An 18796-nucleotide genomic window follows, 5' to 3' on the forward strand; every position below is an offset into this window, starting at 1 on the left:
GCCTCATCCGCCGATGTAGCTCATCTCGACGCGGCGCGGCGCCTTGTCGTGGGCGCCGCCGTCGCCTTCCGGACCGTGCAGGGCGCGCAATTCGGAATAGCGGTCGGCACGGCCCTGCCAGATGTGGCCGATGGCAGAGGCGATGTCCTCGTCGCTGGCGCTGCCGCGCAGCAGCGGGCGAAGGTCGTGGCCGGCGCTGGCGAAGAGGCACAGGTAGAGCTTGCCTTCGGTCGAGAGCCGCGCGCGGCTGCAGTCGTGGCAGAAGGCCTGGGTGACGCTGCTGATGACGCCGATCTCGCCGCTGCCGTCCGCATAGGCCCAGCGCCGGGCGGTCTCGCCGGGCGTGGTGGCTCCCATCGGCACCAGCGGGAATTCGGAATGGATGCGCGTGATGACGTCGGCCGAGGGCAGCACCTCGTCCATGCGCCAGCCGTTGGTGGCGCCCACGTCCATGTACTCGATGAAGCGCAGGATCACCTTGCCGCCGTGGTGCGTGCGGAAGTAGCGCGCCATCGGCAATATTTCCTGCTCGTTGGTGCCGCGCTTGACCACCATGTTGACCTTGACGGGGCCCAGTCCGGCGGCCAGCGCCGCGTCGATGCCGGCCAGCACGTCGGCCACCGGGAAGTCGACGTCGTTCATCTGGCGGAACACCGCGTCGTCGAGGCTGTCGAGGCTGACGGTCACGCGCTGCAGGCCGGCGGCGTGCAGCCGGGCGGCCTTGCGCGCGAGCAGGGAGCCGTTGGTGGTCAGCGTCAGCGCCAGCGGCTCGCCGGTGGGCGTGCGGATCGCGGCGAGCTGCTCGATCAGGCCCTCGATGTTCTTGCGCAGCAGCGGCTCTCCACCGGTCAGCCGGAGCTTGCGCACGCCGTGCGAGGCGAACAGGCGGGCCAGCCGTGTGATTTCCTCGAAGCTCAGCAGCGCGCTGTGCGGCAGGTACTTGTAGTCCTTGTCGAACACGTCCTTGGGCATGCAGTAGCTGCAGCGGAAGTTGCAGCGGTCGGTCACGCTGATGCGCAGGTCGGTCAGCGGCCGGCCCAGGCGGTCGAGCAACATGCCCGTGGCGGGCACGGCTACCTCCGGCACGGCCACCGTGGGGCGTGCGCGGCCGATGCTGGAGATCGGAATGACGGTGCTGCTGCTGTTCTTCATGGGTTCACGGGGCGGGGCCTGATTTTGCGCCAGGCTCCAAGGGCCTGTGGAACACAGGCTACTTGATCACCGCCGCATAAATCATGTCCCGGGTCAATGTTCTGTAATGTGTCCTGAATTTCGGCGACTGCAGCATCAGCACCACGAACATCTCGTTCTTCGGGTCGACCCACATGTAGGTGCCGCCCGCGCCGCCCCAGTTGTATTCGCCGCCGGCCGAGGGGTAGGGCGCCTCGCCGTCGTTGCGGCGCACGGCAAAGCCCAGGCCGAAACCGTAGCCCGGTCCCGGCAGGTACAGCGGGCCGGGCACGATGCCGGCGCCCGCGTTGGAATGATCGGCGGTCATCAGCGCGATGGTGCGCGGGCCTAGGTAGCGCTTGCCGTCGAGCGAGCCGCCGTTGATCAGCATCTGCAGGAAGCGCGCGTAGTCGTTCGCGGTCGACACCAGCCCGCCGCCGCCCGATTCGTACCTGCGCACCACGCGCGGGTCGTTGAATTCGGCGCCCACGCCGAAGCTGCGGTCGTTGGGCAGCGGCTCGGCGATGCGCGGCTGGCGCGCCGGCTCGGGCACGTAGTAGGTGGTGTCCTTCATGCCGAGAGGGTCGAAGAGCCGGGCTTTCTCGAACTGGTAGAGCGACTGGCCCGACGCCACCTCGATCACGCGCCCGAGGATGTCGGTCGACTGGCTGTAGTCCCAGGTCGTGCCGGGCTGGTAGGCCAGCGGCAGCTTGGCCAGGCGCTGGGAGAACTCGGCCAGCGTCGGGTCGCCGGCGCCCAGGTCGGCGGCGTTGTAGGCCTGCTTCACGAGGCCCGGGCCGAAGAAGCCGTAGGTCAGGCCCGAGGTGTGGCGCATCAGGTCCTGCACGGTGATCGGGCGGCGCGCGGGCACCGTCTCGAGCACCGGCTTGCCGTCGGCGCCGGGCTTCTCGACGCCCACTGTCATGCTGGCGAACTCGGGCAGGTAGGCCGAGATCGGGTCGTCCAGCTTCAGGCGGCCGTCTTCCACCAGCATCATCGCGGCCACCGTGGTGATGGGCTTGCTCATCGAGTAGATGCGGAAGATGCCGTCGCGCGGCATCGGTGTGCCGGCCGCGCTGTCGAGCCTGCCGACAGGCTCGAACCACGCCACCTTGCCCTGTCGCGCCACCAGCAGCACCGCGCCCGGGATCTTGCCGGCGGCCACGTCGGCCTTGAGCACGTCGGTGAGCATCTGCAGGCGCTCGGTCGAGAGGCCGACCTGCTCCGGCTTCGCGGCGGGCAATTGCTGCGCCGCCGCAAGCAGGGGAAGGGCCAGGCCCAGGCCGAGCACGGCCGCGCGCAGGTTGCGCTTCAGGAATCTCATGGTGTCGTCTCCGTCTTGTCGTGGTGGGTGAAAAACCGCAACCGCCCGGCGGTCTCGCGTGCCGCCTTCGCTGAACTCCCCTCGGGGGCTATCCGCGGCAGAGCTTCAGGTTCGTGCGCGTGGCGCGGACCACGGGCAGGAAGATCTCGGCGTCGGCCGGCGGGTAGTTTTCCTTGATGCCGTCGTCGGTGCGGGCGGCGTCCTCGGCCAGCGGCTGCAGCGTCTTCAGGCAGGCGGCGCGGTCGTTGAGCTTGAACTGCGTGAGCGCGAGGTCGTTGCGCAGCCAGGCCTTGGTGATCCAGTCGAGGGTCTTGTCGCAGTCCGACAGCACGGGGGCGAGGGTGGTCTGCGCCGTGGCGTAGTCCTTCGCGTCGTACTGGCGCTTGAAGCTCTTGCGCGAGCCGGCCACGGCCTTGTCGGTGCAGGCGGGGGCGGGGCGGATATAGGCGCCCTCGAAGCCGGCGCGCATGCCGCAATAGTCGCGGCACTGGTCCGATCCGTTGGTCGTGACCTGCACCTTGTCGGCATTCAACGCGAAGCTCAGCACGCATCCCGTGTCGTCGAGCTTGGCCTTGCCGCGCGCGATGGCGCCGTCGAGCGCGCAGGTGTGGGCGTTGGCGCCGATGGTGGTGATGTCGAAGTGCCCGTTGGGCTTGACGCGCAGCGAGCCGCTGCCGCCTTCGTAGATGTAGTCGCCGGCCGGCGGCGTGGCGGGCTCGGCGGCGGCGAGGCCGGCGCCAAGGAGCAGTACGAGGGGAAGGATGCGTGCGAGCTTCATCGTTTGAGATCTCCCGGAAACGTGCTGCAGGGCAGTGTATCGATCGTTTCAGGAAGCTTCCTCGGCCATCGGAAATGGCCGGTTTGCACCATCCATGCCTCATATGTCTTGACGTAGACAATGAGAATTCCTATCATTTGGACGCCTGAGTACGCAGCACGTCGACGACGCAAAGGGCTCTTCCAATCAAGGAGCTTCCCGACCGTGCCGTACACCCTCCCAGCCTTGCCCTATGCCTTCGATGCGCTCGAACCCCACATCGACGCGCAGACCATGGAAATCCACCACGGCAAGCACCACCAGACCTACGTGAATAACCTCAACGCGGCCCTGAATGGCATGCCGCATGAGGAAACACCGCTCGAAGAGCTGATCGCCGGCGTCGAGCAGCTGCCCGAGGCGCTGCGCGCGCCGGTGCGCAACAACGGCGGCGGCCACGCCAACCACACCCTGTTCTGGACCGTGATGGCCCCCGTCGGCCAAGGCGGCGGCGGTGCACCTGCTGGAGCGCTGGCCAACGCCATCGACGCCGACCTGGGCGGCTTCGATGCGTTCAAGGAGGCTTTCACCAAGGCTGCCCTCACGCGCTTCGGCAGCGGCTGGGCGTGGCTGTCGGTGGGCCCCGGCGGCAAGCTCGCGGTGGAAAGCAGCGGCAACCAGGACAGCCCGCTGATGCGCGGCATCGGTTCGGGCAACACGCCGATCCTCGGGCTCGACGTGTGGGAGCACGCGTACTACCTCAAGTACCAGAACCGCCGCCCCGAATACATCGCGGCCTTCTACAACGTCGTGAACTGGGCCGAGGTGGCCCGGCGGCACGCTGCCGCCACCGGCGGCTGAGGAGCAAGCCCATGAACGAGCCGCAGCAGGGCACGGTGGCGCAGGGCGGGCGGCCGAAGCCCGTGCGGCCGATGCGCGAATGGATCGGCTTCGCCATCGTCGCGGCGGGCGCGCTGGTGGGCGTCGTCCAGTTCTGGCAGTTCGTGCGATCCGATCCGCTGGTGTGGAACGCCTTGCTCGGCGGCTCGGTCGCCGCGCTGGCGACGGCGCTCGGCACGCTGCCGGTGCTGTTCTCGCAGAAGCTGCCGGAGCGGCTGCAGGACACGCTGTTCGGATTCGGCGCCGGCGTGATGCTCGCGGCCAGCGCCTTCTCGCTGATCATCCCGGGCCTGGAGGCCGCGAAGAACGCGGGCACCTTCGGCGGCGGGAGCTGGGCCGCGGGTGGGGTGATCGGCTCCGCCATCCTGCTCGGCGGCATCGTCCTGATGCTGCTGGACCGCGTGCTGCCGCACGAGCACTTCATCAAGGGCCGCGAAGGCAACGCCGCGAAGCAGCTGCGCCGCACCTGGCTCTTCGTGTTCGCGATCGCACTGCACAACGTGCCGGAGGGCCTGGCCATCGGCGTGGGCTACGCGGCCAACAACGGGCTGCGCGCCGACGCACTGGCCACCGGCATCGCCATCCAGGACGTGCCCGAGGGGCTGGTGGTCGCGGTGGCGCTGCTGGCCGCCGGCTACAGCCGCGTGTTCGCGGTGCTGATCGGCATGCTCTCGGGACTCGTGGAGCCGCTGGGCGCAGTGCTGGGCGCGGCAGTGGTGGGCCATTCGGCGATGCTGCTGCCCTGGGGGCTGGGCTTCGCGGCGGGCGCGATGCTCTTCGTGATCAGCCACGAGATCATTCCCGAATCGCACCGCAAGGGGCACGAAGCCTTCGCCACCAGCGGGCTGATGATCGGCTTCGTGCTGATGATGCTGCTCGATACCGCGCTGGGCTGACGCGCCCCGCGCGGCGTATCGGCATCAGCCGTGCTTGACGGCGACGGTCTTGAGCGTCGTGAAGCCGTACAGCGCCTCGAAGCCCTTCTCGCGGCCATAGCCGGAAGACTTCACGCCGCCGAAGGGCAGTTCGACGCCGCCGCCGGCGCCGTAGTTGTTGATGAACACCTGCCCGCTCTTCACGCGCTTGGCCATGCGGAACTGGCGCGCGCCGTCAGCCGTCCAGACGCCGGCAACCAGCCCGAAGTGGGTGGCGTTGGCGAGCGCCACGGCTTCGTCTTCATCGGCGAACTGCATCGCGGCCAGCACGGGGCCGAAGACTTCTTCCTGGGCGAGGCGGTGGTTCACCGGCACGTCGCGCAGCAGGGTGGGGGCCTGGTAGAAGCCGGTCTCGGGCGCTTCCTCGACCACGATGCCTTGCGCCACCATCGGGATGCCGGCGTGCTGCGCGTCGCTCAAAAAGTCCCACACGCGCTGCTGCTGCGTCTGGCGGATCAGCGGGCCCACATCGAGGTCCATGGCCGCGGGGCCCACGCGCAGCGCCTCGAAGGCATGGCCCAGGCGCTCGAGCAGCGGTTCGTAGATGTCGCGCTGGATCAGCACTCGCGAGCCGGCCGAGCAGGTCTGGCCGGCGTTCTGCACGATGGCGTTGATGACCACCGGAATGGCGGCGTCCAGGTCGGCGTCCGCGAAGATGATCTGCGGGCTCTTGCCGCCCAGCTCCAGCGTGACGGGGCAGTGCCGTTCGGCCGCGACCTGCTGGATCAGCGTGCCGATCTTCGGGCTGCCGGTGAAGCTGATGTGGTCGATGCCCGCATGCCGGGCGAGCGCGTCGCCGACTTCATGGCCGTAGCCCGTCACGATGTTCAGCGCGCCGGCCGGAAAGCCGACCTCGGCCGCCAGCTGCGCCACGCGGATCAGCGAAAGGCAGGCGTCTTCCGCCGGCTTCACCACGCACACGTTGCCCGCCGCCAGGGCGCCGCCCACGCTGCGCCCGAAGATCTGCATCGGGTAGTTCCAGGGAATGATGTGGCCGGTCACGCCGTGCGGCTCGCGCCAGGTGAAGACGCTGTAGCCGTCCTGGTAGGGAATGGTCTCGCCATGCAGCTTGTCGCAGGCGCCGGCGTAGAACTCGAAGTAGCGCACCAGCGCCACGGCGTCGGCGCGGGCCTGCTTGACGGGCTTGCCGCAGTCGCGCTGCTCGATCAGCGCGAGCTCGTCGACGTGCTCGGCGATCTTCTGCGAGAGCTTGAAGAGCAGGCGGCCGCGGTCGGCGGCGCTGACCTTGTGCCAGACACCCTCGAAGCAGTCGCGCGCGGCGCGCACGGCGGAGTCGATGTCGGCGGCGTTGCTGCGCTGGATTTCGTCGAAGGGCTGGCCGTCGGAGGGATCGATGACCGGCAGGGTGCGGCCGGAGGAGGACGGAACGTCCGCGTTGGCGATGTAGTTGAGCTGCATGGGGCTGGATTTTGCGCGAAGCATGCAAAAGCCGTGGCCGCCGCGCGGCACAAACCCCAACCGCTACTTGGCGGCAGTTTTCGGCAGCGCCTTCACCGCATTCAGCATGCGCTCCACGTGCTTGTCCGGATTCAGGTTCTGGTAGTAGTAGGCCACCTTGCCGTCCGGCGCGATCACGTACGACAGGCGGTTGGCGAAATCGGGCCGGGTCTGCATCAGGGCGTCGAAGCCCTGGATCACGGTCTTGCCCTCGTCGGAGGCCACCGGAAAGCGGCTCTGGCAGGACTTGACCGAGAACCTGGACAGGGTACCTATGTCGTCCGCCGAGACGCCGATCACGCTGGCGCCCAGCGCGGCGAACTGGTCGATGGCTTCGGCAAAGGCATGGGCCTCGATCGAGCAGTCGTTGGAGTCGGCCGCCGGAAAGAAGTACACCACCACCGGGCCCTTGGCGAGCGCGTCGGCCAGCGAATAGCGGAAGGTCTTGCCGCCGAGGGCGGCGTTGGCGGTGAACTTGGGAACGGGATCGCCGATGTCCAGGGCGGCCCAGGCAGGATGTGCAAGGGCGGTAAAAAACGCCATCCAGGCGATGCGGTGGAGGTGCGAACGAGCCATGATGTAACTCCGCAGCGGTGTGGATCGAATTCTAGGTCGGAGCCTTCGCAAGAAAAGCCTTGAAACCGATACAAGCCGGCCAGCGTAAAGAACGAGAACGAACAGGACAGTCGGACACCACGATGAGAAGAAGAGAAGAACTGAGCAACGGAAGCACCATCATGAACGCCTGGTTCTCAACCTTTCTGCGCATCGCGCTTGCGGGCGCCCTGGCCGCGGTGCTCGGCGCCTGCGGCTCGCTGCCGCCGGCGCGGGAGCGGCCCGCGGAGTTCGCCGCCTCCGCCGATTCCTCGACCATGCTGGCGAAGATCGTCGCCGCCTCGACGCCGCCCGAGGAGCATTCGGGCTTCCGGCTGATGCCGCTGGGCGTGTATTCGCTCGACGCGCGCCTCCAGCTCGCCCAGCGGGCGCAGCGCTCGCTGGTGGTGCAGTACTACCAGCTCGAGAACGACCCCGTCGGCCGCCTGCTGCTGCGCACGCTGCGCGAGGCGGCGATGCGCGGCGTGAAGGTGCGGGTGCTGGTGGACGACCTCTACACCGTCAAGAGCCAGCAGCTGCTGCTGGCGCTGTCGGAGACGCCCAATGTCGACGTGCGCCTGTTCAATCCCTTCTGCTGCGGGCGCAACGGCTTCCTGTCGCGCTTCGCGGCGTCGCCCTGGGAGATTCCGCGGCTCAACCATCGCATGCACAACAAGCTCTTCATCGCCGACGGCGTGATGGCGGTGGTGGGCGGGCGCAACATCGCCGAGGAGTATTTCGTGCTGAACGAGGCGCAGAACTTCATCGACATGGACGCGCTGGTGGTCGGCAAGGTTGTGCCGCAGCTCGAGTCGATCTTCGACGCCTACTGGAACAGCCAGCAGGTCTGGCCCATCGCCGACATCGTGACGGGCGAGGGCGGTCGCAAGCCGAATGGCGCCGACTTCGACGGCTGGGTGGGCATGGCGGCACCGCCGCCGAAGGTGGTGCTGCCGCCGTCCGACATCCTGGGCTACGGCCCCATCGCCGAGGAGCTCGACGCCGGGCGCATGGGCCTGCTGTGGGGCGAGGCGCGCGCCATCGCCGATCCGCCCACCAAGCCCACGACCATGACGGCGGATGAGGCCATCGCCACCAGCGTCACGATGAAGGTCTGGGCGCTGCTGCTCGACGCCCAGAGCGAGGTCGACCTGACCTCGCCCTACCTGGTGCCGGGCGAGCGCGGCATGGAGGCCTTCCAGGACCTGGGCCGGCGCAAGGTCAAGCTCACGCTGCTGACCAATTCGCTGGCCGCCAACGACGAGCCGCTGGTGCACACCGGCTACGCGCGCTACCGCGAGAAGCTGCTGCAAAGCGGCGCCGACCTGTACGAGCTGAGCCCGCAGCGAACCACCGCGGGCGAACGCTTCGGCATGTTCGGCAAGTCGCTCGGGCGGCTGCATGCCAAGACCGCCGCCATCGACAAGAGGCGCATCTTCATCGGCTCGATGAACCTCGATCCGCGCTCGGCCAGCCAGAACACCGAGATGGGGGTGGTGGTCGACAGCCCGCAGTTGGCGCGCGAGATGCTTCGCGTCATCAACATCAGCAAGCTGCAGAACTCGTATCGGCTGCGGCTGGCCAAGGACACCGGCACGCTGGAGTGGCTCACCAACGACGGCGAGAAGGAGATGATCCTGACGACCGAGCCGGAGTCGGGCTTCTTCAAGCGCTTCTACAACATGCTCATCGCGCCGATCGTTCCCGAAATGCTGTTGTAGCCTCGGGGGATGGCGCAGACCTTCACCTCGTTGTCCGCCCCGCAGGTCATGCTGTGGGGCCTGCTTTTCTTCGGCGGCATCTATCTCTGCTTCGGCGCCGCCACCTGGCTGCTGACCAAGCGCGTGCTGCCGGCGGCGGGCATCGGGCGGGTGCTCGATCCGCGGCCGCTGCAGCCGGGGCAGCTGCGGCGCGAGCTGACGCAGTCGGGCGTGTCGGTGCTGATCTTCGGGCTGGGCATGGTGTTTCCGTGGGGGCTGCTGCAGCTGGGCTGGGCGCGGCTCGATCCCGATGCGGGGTGGCGGCAGATCGCGGTGGAAATCATCGTGCTCGCGATCTGGAACGACGTGCATTTCTGGATCAACCACCGGCTGCTGCACACGCGCTGGCTGCGGCGCTTCCATGGACCGCACCATCGCTCGTTCGTGACCACGCCGTGGTCGACCTACAGCTTCCACCCGATCGAGGCGCTGATGCTGGGCAACGTGATCCTGCTGCCGATGGTGGTGCACGACTTCAGCTTCTGGTCGCTGGCGGCTGTGCCGGTGTTCAGCCTGTTCTTCAACTGCATCGGGCACTCGAACTACGACTTCTTCACGGGCGTGTCGTACAGCCACTGGTTCGCTGCTAGCCGCCGGCACCATCTGCACCACGCGGTGCACAACGGCAACTACGGCTTCCAGTTCACCTTCATGGACCGGCTGTTCGGCACGCGCGTTGCGGCCGACGCGGCCGAACCGGTTCTCCAGGCTTTCCGAAAGAAGCATGGCGCCGCGGCCTGACGCGGGCCGCCGCCTGCCTTTGCTGCGTCACTGGCGCGACTGGCAGAGCCTCGCCTACCTCGTGGCTCTGCCCGCGCTGGCGACGTGGCAGTGGTTCCACGGCTTCGACGTGCTGCTCTACGGGCTGATGCTGTTCCTGACGCTCGGCGTCGGCGTGATCCACCACAACCACGTGCACCTGCGGATGTGGCGCAGCAGGCGCCTGAACAGGCTCACCGATTTCTGGATCACGCTGCTGCAGGGCCATCCGACCTTCGTGTTCTGGCCCGCGCACGTGGCCAACCATCATCGCCACCGGCACGGACCGAAGGACGTGGCGCGCACCTATCGCTTCGGCGGCGACACCAACCACCTCTGGGGCTACCTGCTGCATCCGTTCCAGGCCGTGTGGGTGCTGATGCCGCTCTTCTTCGCTTGGCTCGGGCGGCTGCGGCTGCATCGCCGCGGGGCCTGGCGCTACTGCATGGCGCAGTACGCGGTGTGGCTGGCGAGCTGGGCGGTGTTGCTGGCGATCGACTGGCGCAAGGCGCTGCTGTTCGTGATCGTGCCGCAGCTGCACGGCCTGCACTGGTTGCTGGCGACCAACTACCTGCAGCACGCGCACGCCGACGGCCGAAAACCCGTGCGGAAGGAAGCGCCGGGGGCATCGCGCGATACCGCGGGTAGCCGTTTGAACTACGCACGCAATTTCGAAGGGCTGGTGAACCCGTTGCTGTTCAACATCGGCCTGCACACCGCACACCACGAGAACCCGCATGCCCACTGGTCCGAGCTCACCCGCCTGCATCGCGCGCACTACCGCGCGCAGGTGGACCCCGTGCTCAACGAGGGCGGGCTGGTGCCGTACATGGTGCGCGTCTTCGTGCTGGGGGCCGTGTGGCCGCGTTTTCGCAGCCACCCGCTGATGCCCCGCGATTCATCAACTCACTGAACCATGCCTGTCTCATTCCAACGCGTGTACCTAGAAAGCGCCGGCTACTTCATGCCGGGCGAGCCGATTCCCAACGACCGCATGGACGCGTACATCGCGCCGCTCAACCGCATGTCGGAGCGCATCAAGCGGCGCATCCTGGCGGAGAACGGCATCCTCACGCGGCACTACGCGATCGACGCTGAAGGCGTGACCCGGCACACCAATGCGCAACTGGCGGCCGGCGCGATCCGCGACTGCCTGCAGCGCGGCGGCGCGGAGCTGTCGCGGGTGTCGCTGCTGGCCAGCGGCTCGTCAGGCGGCGACACGCTGATGCCGGGCTTCGCCAACATGATCCAGGGCGAGCTGGCGGCACAGCCCATGGAAACGCATTCGGTGCACGGCATCTGCGCCGCGGGCGTGTCGGCGATCCAGACGGCCGCGCAGGGCATCGAGCTGGGCGCGCATCGCTCGGCGATGGCGGTGGCCAGCGAGATGCCGTCGCGCCTCTTCAAGCGTTCGCGCTTCGCGGCTCGCGGCTACGAGACCGACTTCGACTCGCACTTCCTGCGTTGGATGCTGTCCGATGGCGCGGGCGCCTTGCTGCTGTCCGACGGCGCACAGGCCCTGGCGGGCTCGCCGGGCCTGCGCCTGAAGCTGAAGTGGGTGCACCAGCGTGCTTTCTCGGGCGACTATCCGGTCTGCATGCAGCTGGGGCTCACCGAGGACCGCGCGCGCGGCCATCTCGACTTCGGCTCGTGGGCCGAGGCCGAGGCGGCGGGTGCGCTGTCGCTGCGGCAGGACATCCGGCTGCTGCCGCACCTGTTCGACATCGGCATCCACGAATACGCGGGGCTGGTGCGTGACGGCTGGGTCGATCCGAAGCGGGTCGACCACTTCCTGTGCCACTACTCGTCGGAAAAATTCATCCCGGTGGTCGAGGACCTGATGGCCAAGGCCGACCTGTCGATCCCGCGCGAGCGCTGGTGGAGCAACCTCGCGTGGCGCGGCAATACCGGGGCGGCGTCCATTCTGGTGATGCTGGCCGAGTTCCTGCACACCAGGTCGCTGAAGCCGGGCGAGCAGATCTTCTGCTACGTGCCGGAATCGGGGCGCTTCATGGCGGCGTACATGCTGCTCGAGGTGGAGGCAGTCGATGCCGCGCCCGTCGTGGTGGCGCCGCGCGCGGCGGCGGTTGCCGATGACGACCTCGTGATCGCACCCCCGCACGACCCCGACGCCGCGCCCGAGGGCCTGGGCGCACTGCTGACCGAGCTGGCCGCCATCTGGCACGACTACCGATCGCGCGTGTGGCGCACGCCGCTGATCCGCCAGATCCGCGAGCGCCGCTTCGCCGTGCCCGACTACCTGAACTGGATGGAGCAATGGGTGCCGCAGGTGCGCGAGGGCAGCAAGTGGATGCGCGAAGGCGCCGCCTCGCTGAGCGAGCCGTACCAGATGCTGGCCTCGCTGATCGGCGTGCACGCGGGCGAGGAGCAGAACGACTTCAACATCCTCTTCAGCGACTACCGAAAGGCCGGCGGCACGGTCGAGAACATCGAGGAGCTGCGCCGCAACCCCGGCGGCGAGGCGCTCAATGCCTACCTGCACGGCCTGGCCGCAACGCGCGATCCGATCGGCCTGCTGGGCGCGATCTACATCATCGAGGGCACGGGGCAGCGCATCGTGCCGGCGCTGCTGCCGCTGCTCAAGGCCAGTCTGAAGCTGCCGCCGGATGTTTTCCGCTTCCTCGAATACCACGGCCACAACGACGAGAACCACCTGAGCCGCTGGCTCACGGCAGTCGAGATGGTGATGGCCGTGGAAGGGCAGGCGCGCGCCGCCGGCCAGATCGTCGAGACCGCGCGACACACCGCCGCGCTATACCTGATGCAGTTCCAACACATCACGCAGCGAACGCCCCATGGATCGAACGCCTGAATTCCTGACGCAAGCCCACGACGAGCGCGACCCCAGCCCCTGGCTGGCGCTCTACCTCGACCAGAGCACGCCGCTGCCCGATGAGGTCAAGGCTGCCTGGCTGGCCGATTCGAGCTCGGGCTCGCGGCAGTACCTGCTGCCGTTCCTGAGGCCGATCGCGCGGCTGACGATCATCCTGATCCAGATCGCCAAGGTCTTCGTGCCGCGCAACTGGTCGCATTCGATCCTGCTGCACCGGCTGCTGGCCTGGGGGCTGAAGCGCTTCGTGTCGCCGGAGGCCAACTGGCTGATCCTGCGGCACTTTCACCTGGGCTCGCAGATCCTGGCCTTCATCGGGCGGAATTCGCCGGCGCCGGTGGCCACCAATCCGCTGGAGCCGGCCGACATCGACGCGCTGAAGGACGAGATGTTCCTGAAGCACGACCTGAACCTCTTCAACTTCGTGATCCGGCTGAACACCGCGCTGCGCGACAGGGGGCTGGCGCTGTGCAAGGCCGAAAAGGTCGATTTCTCGATGATCCGGGAACCTGGGCTGCGGCTGGAGGACATGCCTCAGGGCAGGCTGAATTTCCTGGACCTGCAGAGCGCCATCGAGCTCTTCACGCCGCTGTACCAGCTGATGCTCACGGACAACGATTTCTGGCGCGCGGCCAACTCCCTGCAGCTGGACGAGACCATCGGCATCTATGCGGCGACGATCCTGAACGCGCCGGAACACCTGATCCTGGTCAACAACAAGCACCCGCTGGTGCCGCTGTCGACCCTGCGGGCGGGGCACCGGCTGGTGATCCACGGGCTGTCGACCGAAATGCTTCACAGCCTGCTGCAGCGGATGCAGGCGGCGCACCAGAAGGCCGAAAACGCCGGCCAGCCGGAGACAACCCTGTACGAGCAGCCACTTGCATAGGCGTATGCTGCCCCCAGATGCAGGCCATGAACACGACCGATAATCCGTCTCCCAGGACCGATCTGGCAGTGACCCACGTGTTGGCGCAGCTGCTGGAGAAGCTTGAGCACAGCGCCGTACCCGTTGGGGCGGAGCAGTACCGTTCCGTGGTCGAACACCTCGTGCATGAGTTCGAGGACGTCGAACAGGGCGCCGAACTAGGTCGCCTGCTCGATGCCTATCCGGCCGCGGCCGAGGTCTACGAGAACCTCAATTACAAGCACGCCGGGCTTTGCCGCTCGGCGTTGGACGCTTCCCTGGCGGCCGAAATCGGTGCCCGGGAAGCCATTGCACGCGCAATGCGCCGTGCAGAACCGAACAGCAAGGACAAGATGCATGGCGAAGGGTGAAGTGAAGACTGCGGTGGTTGCGGACGGGCTGCGCTACAAGTCGAAGGCGCCGGGTTCGCCGTTCCGCGCCTCGGCGTCGTTCAGCGGCGCGACCATGTCGTGCTTCATGTGCGGCAAGCACCGCGTGCGCTCCCAGCTGCGCACCCGCCAGGTGCTGGGCAAGTCGCAGACCGTGTGCGCGCCTTCGTGCAAGGCGCTGGACGAAGCCCTCGAATAGGGCCTTGGCGGCGCCTGATGGGGTACCCAGCTACCACATCGAGGAGGCATTTTGGCGACATTTCCTCGTGCATAAATCACGGAATGGGCTTCCACGTCGCGGGTAATCGCTATACAGTTGGACACAAATGATGCATGTAATTGCATGTAATCAAAAGTCCTATTAGTAGCTGATTTCCAATGAATTGCTGCCACGCCGTCCGTACCCCCTGCGGGCTACGGAATTCAACCTTTGCCAGGGGGTTCTGCCATGGGTAAGTCGCGCCACGTCGTCATGCAGGTGGTCCGGCGTTCCTCCGGCAGCGCGACGCACCACGTCGAATTCCTGATGGACGACAACTTCGCCGAGCGCCTGCGCCAGCTGCGCTCGCTGGTGCCGCCGTTGGGCAGCCTCAACAAGCAGCGCGACCTGGTCATCGACAAGGTGCGCGTGCGCCTGCCCAACGCGATCTGGCGCTCGGGCAACGAAATCGAGATGGACGGCGGGGTGGACGGCTCCTGCATCGTCATCGCGGCCGAAGGCTCGTTCAACTGCGGCGGCAAGGACCGCAAGACGCGCGAGAAGCTCGTGACCTACAACTTCTCGATCGCGCGCCTGATCGAGCTGCACGCCGAGCGCCCCGAAGGCGAAACCATCTACATCCGCGACGGCGTGTTCGCCAACGACGAGCCGGCCGAGTCGCCGGCCGGCCGCTGGGTCGCGTCGATGCACGAGCTGGAAGTGGTGATGCGGGTGCCGGATGCCCCGTCCGACTTCGACACCCTGCACGATCTTCAGATGCGCCCCGAGCACCAGCAGGCCGGTGGCAACACGACGACCCGCGCCACCTTCTTCTGAGCGATTGAGCGCGGTCCGACGCTGTCAGCGCGCGGCCGCCGCCTCGGGTGCCACGCCCACCGGCGTGTACTGCGCCCGGTTATCCGCAAGCCAACGCTCCGACAAGCTGCTGTCCTGCTGCATCGGATGAAAATCCGCGCGCAGGTAGCTGCGCCAGCCGGCAACGTTGCCGCGCAGCAGGCCGTTGCGACCCAGCAGAATGCGCGCGGCGCTCTTCCAGGTCGCCCATTTCCACAGCTGCTTTTCGTGGCGCAGGTTGTCGATGGTCTGGCGCATCAGGTCGCCCAGGAACATCATCGTGACGCGACGGAACCAGCGCGTGCGCCATTCGTCGGAGCCGCCCGCGGCCTTGTAGATGTCGAAGGCCACGCTCTTGTGTTCCAGCTCCTCGGCGCTGTGCCACAGCCACATGGTGCGCAGCCGGGGCTCGGCCCCGTCGAGGATCTCGGGGTGGGCCAGCAGCCACTCGGCGAACATGGCCGTGAAGTGCTCGGTGGCCGCCGTCACCGCCAGCGCATGACGCGGATCGGCGCCTTCCATCAGTTCCATGCGCTTGCTGGCGCGAGCCGTCCAGCGGTCGACCAGGCCCTGGTTCTCGAGATGGTTGTTGAAGAGCGAATGGATGCGCCGGTGCGTCGCTTCCTGCCCGATGAAGCCGCGCACGTCGGCCTTGTGCTGCTCCTGCACCTCAGCCGGCAGCGTGGCGACGGCGTCGCGCACCGCGTCGATGAAGAACTGCTCGCCGAAGGGAAAGCTCATCGACAGCGCGTTGAAGAAAGCAGTCGAGAATGCGTCGCCGCCGCACCAGTCGCGGGCAAAGGGCGGTTGCAGGTCGATCAGCAGGCGGCGGACAACGAGATCGGTCATGAAAACAAGCCTCGGAAAAGCACGGTCGGCGTGGGGTGGATCTGTTGGTACAACTAAGTACCGCGAGTCGCCATGTTGCAATTGTGAATTGGTACTGTCAAGTACCTGATCGTAGGAAAATGTGCCGTCCATGAGCGAAACCATCGAAAAAGCGGCTCCCTCCAAGTCTGCCGAGGGCCCCGGGAGCGAGCACTATGCGCGCCTGCTGCAGGGCATGGCGCATGCCGTCGCGGCCAAGGGCTACGCCGAAACCACCATTGCCGACATCGTGCGCGAGGCCGCCGTGTCGCGCCGCACTTTCTACGAACACTTCAGCACCAAGACCGAGTGCCTGATCGCGCTTTACGAAACCGCCAGCCGCCTCGCGCTGCAGACGGTGAGCGAGGCCTTCGACCCGGCACAGCCGTGGCACGCGCAGGTCGAGCAGGCCATGACGGCGTACTTCGATTACCTCGCCCAAGACCCGGTGCTGCTGCGCACGCTGTTCGTCGAGATCCTGGGCCTCGGAATGCCGGGGCTCGTGGTGCGGCGACGGGTGAACGACGAGATTGCCAACTTCATCCAGGTCGCCATCAACACCAGCAGCAACGGCAGCGCGGAGGGGCCCGCCGTGCACCTCACGAGCGAAATGGCGATGACGGTGGTGGGTGGCATCAACGAACTGGTGCTGCAGGCCATCGAGCAGAACCGCGCGGGCGATCTGCGCGAGCTGGTGGCGCCCGCCACGCGGCTGGTGCGGGCCGTGGCGGCCGAGAGCCGGCGCTAGGCCTGCTTCGGCGTCGTCGCGGCCAGCCGCAGCGTCAGCAGGCCCGCCAGGGTCAGCGACAGCAGCACGCCGAGATAGGGCAGCACGTCATGCAGCGGCGCTCCCATCTGGTTGAGCCGAAGCGAGGCCTGGATGCCCGCCGTGCTCGGAAAGAGCCAGCGCAACGCCTGCAGCGGCTCCGGCAGGGCTTCCACGGGCCACGAGAAGCCCGAGAGAAAGGCCATCGGCAGCGCGGTGAACAGCAGCACCTGCAAGGCCCGCTCGCGGTCGCGGAACCAACAGCCCAGCAGCAGGCCCACCGTGCAGATCGCCGGTACATAGAACGCGAGCAGCACCAGCGCTCCCCATGGATTGCCGCCGCGCGGATAGTCCTGCAGGAAGAACACCCAGCCGAAGTAGAAGACGCCGCTCAGGAAGCCGAAGCCAGACAGCGCCCCGAGCCGCCCCAGCCAGGCGCCCATCGAGGCCCGCAGCCGTCCGGCCTCGGCCCAGGTGCCCGCCAGCATCGCCACGCCCATCAGCAGCGTCTGCTGCAGGATCAGCAAGGCCACCGCCGGCACCACGTAGCTGCCGTAGCCCTCGGTCGGGTTGAACAGCGCGACGAGCTGCGTGTTGAGCGGACTGCGGCTGCGCGCCGCCTGGATCGCGCTCTGGCCGCCGGCCTGCAGCTTGCGGATCTCGACGCCCGCCGACACCGTGCCCACGGCCTCCGAGAAGCCGTACAGAACCGCCTTGTTGAGCAGCGCATAGGCGCCGTTGCCCTCGATGGTGACCACCGCCGAGGTGCCGCGCAGCACGTTGCGCTTCAGGTCGGCCGGCAGCAGCGCATAGCCTTCGATCTCGCCGCGCCACAGCGCCTCCTGTGCCTCGCCCACGTCGCCCGTGACCATGCGCACGTCGATGCGTGGATTGGCCTGCGCGAAGCGTGCGATCTGCCGTGACAGCGCGGTGTGGTCCTGGTCGACCACCGCCACCGGCACGCGCGTCACGGCCTGTGTGCCGTAGGGCCACGGATAGAAGAAGCCATAGATGATCGGCGCGAGCAGCATGATCAGCAGCACGCCCTTGTCGCGCAGCACGGCGAGCGCGGTCTCGCGCCACGCGGAGCCGAATCGAAGCGGTTCGGTGCCGGTCATCGCCCACCCCAGCTCTCGGGCGCCTTGGCGGCCTTCACCAGCGCTGCGGCGCATGCGGCGAGCAGCACACCGGTGCCCAGCACCATCCACAGCGGCGTCGCCACCGAATACGCCACCGGCGCGCCCATCTGCAACTGCTCCATCTGCACGCGGATGTAGTGCGTGTAGGGCAGCAGGTTGGCCCAGACCTGCGCCAGCAGAGGCATCGCGACCAGCGGAAAGCCCACGCCGCCGAACGCGAAGGCCGGCGCGGTGATGAAGCCCGTGGCCGAAAGAGCCGTGCGCAGCGAACGAGTGAGCGCCGCCACGAAGGCCCCCAGCGCGATCGACAGCGCCAGGAAAACCAGCAACGCGAACAGCGTCCACCCGAGCGAGCCGACCGGATGCCACCCGCGGCCCGCGGTGATCCACAGCATGGCAGCCAGTGCCACCACCGAGAGGCTCGCGAACGGCAGCGCCAGCTTGCCCGCCAGCGCGGCCAGGGCTTCATGCCATCGCGGCGAGGCTCCGAGCCATCCGCCGATGCTGCGGTCGCGCAGTTCGCGGCCCACGGCCCACGCACCGGCCGTCATCGCGAGGATGTGCAGCAGCGCCGGGACCAGCGCGGCGCCCAGGAACTGCTCGTAGTCGGTCGAGGTGTTGAACAGCGCCACCATGCTGGCCTTGACCGGTTCCATGCTCACGCGCGCGGCCTTCATCGACTCGCCGCGCTTGTTGCGCACCGTGAGCTCGACACCGCCGGAGACGGTGGCCACGGCGGTGCGCACGTCGCGCTGGATCAGGCTCGAGTGCGTGCCGAGCTGCGCGTTGTGCAGCAGCACGACCTGGCCGACGCGGCCCTGCTTCACGTCGCGGCTCAGTTCGCGCGGCAGCTGCACCGCCGCGTCGACCGCACCGCTGGTCAGGGCGCGCGCCATCTCGCCTTCGTCGCTGTAGCGCTGCATCACGCGCAGGCCCGGGGTGGCGTCCAGGAAGCGCACCACCTGCCGCGAGAGCGAGGAGTGGTCCTGGTCGAGCACGCCGATCGGCAGCCGCTCGGGCAGGCCGGCCGAGAAGATCCACCAGATCAGGAACACCGCGAGCAGCGGCACCCACGAGATCATCGCGAGGTCCCACGGTCGCGTGCGCAGCAGCGCGAACTCGCGCCTTGCGCTGGCGGTGGAGAAGCCGCGGAGGCTCATCGAAGG

Annotated in this window: 19 protein-coding genes; 11 read left to right on the forward strand and 8 right to left on the reverse strand. The window is 67.7% G+C overall.

Annotated features, from left to right (window positions below; genetic code table 11):
* Positions 1-3 precede the first annotated feature (3 nt).
* The 3 genes from moaA to ABL840_RS16165 all read right to left on the reverse strand — a co-directional run bounded on the left by moaA (position 4) and on the right by ABL840_RS16165 (position 3272).
* Positions 4-1152, reverse strand: a complete 1149-nt coding sequence (gene moaA, locus ABL840_RS16155; protein WP_093195529.1) for a GTP 3',8-cyclase MoaA — start codon at positions 1150-1152, stop codon at positions 4-6.
* A gap of 58 nt (positions 1153-1210) precedes the next feature.
* On the reverse strand, positions 1211-2494 hold the full coding sequence (locus ABL840_RS16160) for a serine hydrolase domain-containing protein (protein ID WP_093195528.1): 1284 nt from the start codon (positions 2492-2494) through the stop codon (positions 1211-1213).
* Positions 2495-2582: 88 nt separating this feature from the next.
* Positions 2583-3272, reverse strand: a complete 690-nt coding sequence (locus tag ABL840_RS16165; RefSeq protein ID WP_093302556.1) for a hypothetical protein — start codon at positions 3270-3272, stop codon at positions 2583-2585.
* A 204-nt stretch (positions 3273-3476) separates the two neighbouring features.
* On the opposite strand from ABL840_RS16165, the gene ABL840_RS16170 reads away from it, so the two are divergent.
* Positions 3477-4112 (forward strand): superoxide dismutase, encoded by a 636-nt coding sequence (locus ABL840_RS16170; protein ID WP_093302559.1) that lies wholly within the window; start codon positions 3477-3479, stop codon positions 4110-4112.
* An 11-nt stretch (positions 4113-4123) separates the two neighbouring features.
* Positions 4124-5047, forward strand: a complete 924-nt coding sequence (locus ABL840_RS16175; RefSeq protein ID WP_093302562.1) for a ZIP family metal transporter — start codon at positions 4124-4126, stop codon at positions 5045-5047.
* A gap of 24 nt (positions 5048-5071) precedes the next feature.
* On the opposite strand, the gene ABL840_RS16180 is transcribed toward ABL840_RS16175, so the two are convergent.
* Together ABL840_RS16180 and ABL840_RS16185 are read right to left on the reverse strand one after the other, a co-directional pair.
* Complete coding sequence (locus ABL840_RS16180) at positions 5072-6505, reverse strand: aldehyde dehydrogenase family protein (protein ID WP_093302565.1); 1434 nt, start codon at positions 6503-6505, stop codon at positions 5072-5074.
* 63 nt (positions 6506-6568) lie between these two features.
* On the reverse strand, positions 6569-7120 hold the full coding sequence (locus ABL840_RS16185; protein WP_093195523.1) for a peroxiredoxin: 552 nt from the start codon (positions 7118-7120) through the stop codon (positions 6569-6571).
* A 161-nt stretch (positions 7121-7281) separates the two neighbouring features.
* Between ABL840_RS16185 and ABL840_RS16190 the strand changes: the two genes are divergently transcribed.
* The 8 genes from ABL840_RS16190 to ABL840_RS16225 all read left to right on the forward strand — a co-directional run bounded on the left by ABL840_RS16190 (position 7282) and on the right by ABL840_RS16225 (position 14840).
* Positions 7282-8859: a phospholipase D family protein gene (locus ABL840_RS16190; protein WP_093302567.1), complete on the forward strand. Its 1578-nt coding sequence runs from the start codon at positions 7282-7284 to the stop codon at positions 8857-8859.
* A gap of 9 nt (positions 8860-8868) precedes the next feature.
* On the forward strand, positions 8869-9639 hold the full coding sequence (locus tag ABL840_RS16195) for a sterol desaturase family protein (RefSeq protein ID WP_093302568.1): 771 nt from the start codon (positions 8869-8871) through the stop codon (positions 9637-9639).
* Positions 9623-10570 (forward strand): fatty acid desaturase family protein, encoded by a 948-nt coding sequence (locus ABL840_RS16200; protein ID WP_093302570.1) that lies wholly within the window; start codon positions 9623-9625, stop codon positions 10568-10570. Before ABL840_RS16195 ends, ABL840_RS16200 begins: the two co-directional genes overlap by 17 nt.
* A gap of 3 nt (positions 10571-10573) precedes the next feature.
* Positions 10574-12490 (forward strand): StlD/DarB family beta-ketosynthase, encoded by a 1917-nt coding sequence (locus ABL840_RS16205; protein WP_093302572.1) that lies wholly within the window; start codon positions 10574-10576, stop codon positions 12488-12490.
* The gene (locus ABL840_RS16210) at positions 12474-13397 is read left to right on the forward strand and encodes a DUF6999 family protein (RefSeq protein WP_093302575.1); all 924 of its coding nucleotides are present in this window, start codon (positions 12474-12476) and stop codon (positions 13395-13397) included. Before ABL840_RS16205 ends, ABL840_RS16210 begins: the two co-directional genes overlap by 17 nt.
* Positions 13398-13414: 17 nt before the next feature.
* The gene (locus ABL840_RS16215; protein WP_093195517.1) at positions 13415-13786 is read left to right on the forward strand and encodes a hypothetical protein; all 372 of its coding nucleotides are present in this window, start codon (positions 13415-13417) and stop codon (positions 13784-13786) included.
* Positions 13773-14003, forward strand: coding sequence for a hypothetical protein (locus tag ABL840_RS16220; protein ID WP_019653008.1), 231 nt, complete (start codon positions 13773-13775; stop codon positions 14001-14003). The genes ABL840_RS16215 and ABL840_RS16220 overlap by 14 nt, the downstream gene beginning before the upstream one ends.
* A gap of 249 nt (positions 14004-14252) precedes the next feature.
* Entirely contained in the window at positions 14253-14840 is a 588-nt protein-coding gene (locus ABL840_RS16225) for a hypothetical protein (RefSeq protein WP_093195516.1), read from the forward strand.
* Positions 14841-14864: 24 nt separating this feature from the next.
* Here the strand turns inward: ABL840_RS16225 and ABL840_RS16230 are convergent, their stop codons facing one another.
* Positions 14865-15707, reverse strand: coding sequence for a metal-dependent hydrolase (locus ABL840_RS16230; protein WP_093302577.1), 843 nt, complete (start codon positions 15705-15707; stop codon positions 14865-14867).
* Positions 15708-15837: 130 nt separating this feature from the next.
* Between ABL840_RS16230 and ABL840_RS16235 the strand changes: the two genes are divergently transcribed.
* A complete protein-coding gene (locus tag ABL840_RS16235) occupies positions 15838-16473 on the forward strand; it encodes a TetR/AcrR family transcriptional regulator (RefSeq protein WP_093195514.1) in 636 nt (211 codons plus the stop codon).
* On the opposite strand, the gene ABL840_RS16240 is transcribed toward ABL840_RS16235, so the two are convergent.
* Entirely contained in the window at positions 16470-17609 is a 1140-nt protein-coding gene (locus ABL840_RS16240; RefSeq protein ID WP_093302580.1) for an ABC transporter permease, read from the reverse strand. The two genes, ABL840_RS16235 and ABL840_RS16240, sit on opposite strands and share 4 nt — an antisense overlap.
* On the reverse strand, positions 17606-18790 hold the full coding sequence (locus tag ABL840_RS16245; protein ID WP_093302582.1) for an ABC transporter permease: 1185 nt from the start codon (positions 18788-18790) through the stop codon (positions 17606-17608). The genes ABL840_RS16240 and ABL840_RS16245 overlap by 4 nt, the downstream gene beginning before the upstream one ends.
* Between the last annotated feature and the right edge of the window lie 6 nt (positions 18791-18796).

Source organism: Variovorax sp. NFACC27, assembly GCF_048301545.1.
Lineage (GTDB): Bacteria > Pseudomonadota > Gammaproteobacteria > Burkholderiales > Burkholderiaceae_C > Variovorax > Variovorax gossypii.

What these genes read in the sequence shown, in the direction of transcription:
- ABL840_RS16180 (WP_093302565.1), bottom strand. Translation starts at nt 6,505, where the DNA reads ATGCAGCTCAACTACATCGCCAACGCGGACGTTCCGTCCTCCTCCGGC.
- ABL840_RS16230 (WP_093302577.1), bottom strand. Translation starts at nt 15,707, where the DNA reads ATGACCGATCTCGTTGTCCGCCGCCTGCTGATCGACCTGCAACCGCCC.
- ABL840_RS16165 (WP_093302556.1), bottom strand. Translation starts at nt 3,272, where the DNA reads ATGAAGCTCGCACGCATCCTTCCCCTCGTACTGCTCCTTGGCGCCGGC.
- moaA (WP_093195529.1), bottom strand. Translation starts at nt 1,152, where the DNA reads ATGAAGAACAGCAGCAGCACCGTCATTCCGATCTCCAGCATCGGCCGC.
- ABL840_RS16185 (WP_093195523.1), bottom strand. Translation starts at nt 7,120, where the DNA reads ATGGCTCGTTCGCACCTCCACCGCATCGCCTGGATGGCGTTTTTTACC.
- ABL840_RS16195 (WP_093302568.1), top strand. Translation starts at nt 8,869, where the DNA reads ATGGCGCAGACCTTCACCTCGTTGTCCGCCCCGCAGGTCATGCTGTGG.
- ABL840_RS16190 (WP_093302567.1), top strand. Translation starts at nt 7,282, where the DNA reads ATGAACGCCTGGTTCTCAACCTTTCTGCGCATCGCGCTTGCGGGCGCC.
- ABL840_RS16225 (WP_093195516.1), top strand. Translation starts at nt 14,253, where the DNA reads ATGGGTAAGTCGCGCCACGTCGTCATGCAGGTGGTCCGGCGTTCCTCC.
- ABL840_RS16205 (WP_093302572.1), top strand. Translation starts at nt 10,574, where the DNA reads ATGCCTGTCTCATTCCAACGCGTGTACCTAGAAAGCGCCGGCTACTTC.
- ABL840_RS16200 (WP_093302570.1), top strand. Translation starts at nt 9,623, where the DNA reads ATGGCGCCGCGGCCTGACGCGGGCCGCCGCCTGCCTTTGCTGCGTCAC.
- ABL840_RS16175 (WP_093302562.1), top strand. Translation starts at nt 4,124, where the DNA reads ATGAACGAGCCGCAGCAGGGCACGGTGGCGCAGGGCGGGCGGCCGAAG.
- ABL840_RS16210 (WP_093302575.1), top strand. Translation starts at nt 12,474, where the DNA reads ATGGATCGAACGCCTGAATTCCTGACGCAAGCCCACGACGAGCGCGAC.
- ABL840_RS16220 (WP_019653008.1), top strand. Translation starts at nt 13,773, where the DNA reads ATGGCGAAGGGTGAAGTGAAGACTGCGGTGGTTGCGGACGGGCTGCGC.
- ABL840_RS16235 (WP_093195514.1), top strand. Translation starts at nt 15,838, where the DNA reads ATGAGCGAAACCATCGAAAAAGCGGCTCCCTCCAAGTCTGCCGAGGGC.
- ABL840_RS16240 (WP_093302580.1), bottom strand. Translation starts at nt 17,609, where the DNA reads ATGACCGGCACCGAACCGCTTCGATTCGGCTCCGCGTGGCGCGAGACC.
- ABL840_RS16160 (WP_093195528.1), bottom strand. Translation starts at nt 2,494, where the DNA reads ATGAGATTCCTGAAGCGCAACCTGCGCGCGGCCGTGCTCGGCCTGGGC.
- ABL840_RS16245 (WP_093302582.1), bottom strand. Translation starts at nt 18,790, where the DNA reads ATGAGCCTCCGCGGCTTCTCCACCGCCAGCGCAAGGCGCGAGTTCGCG.
- ABL840_RS16215 (WP_093195517.1), top strand. Translation starts at nt 13,415, where the DNA reads ATGCAGGCCATGAACACGACCGATAATCCGTCTCCCAGGACCGATCTG.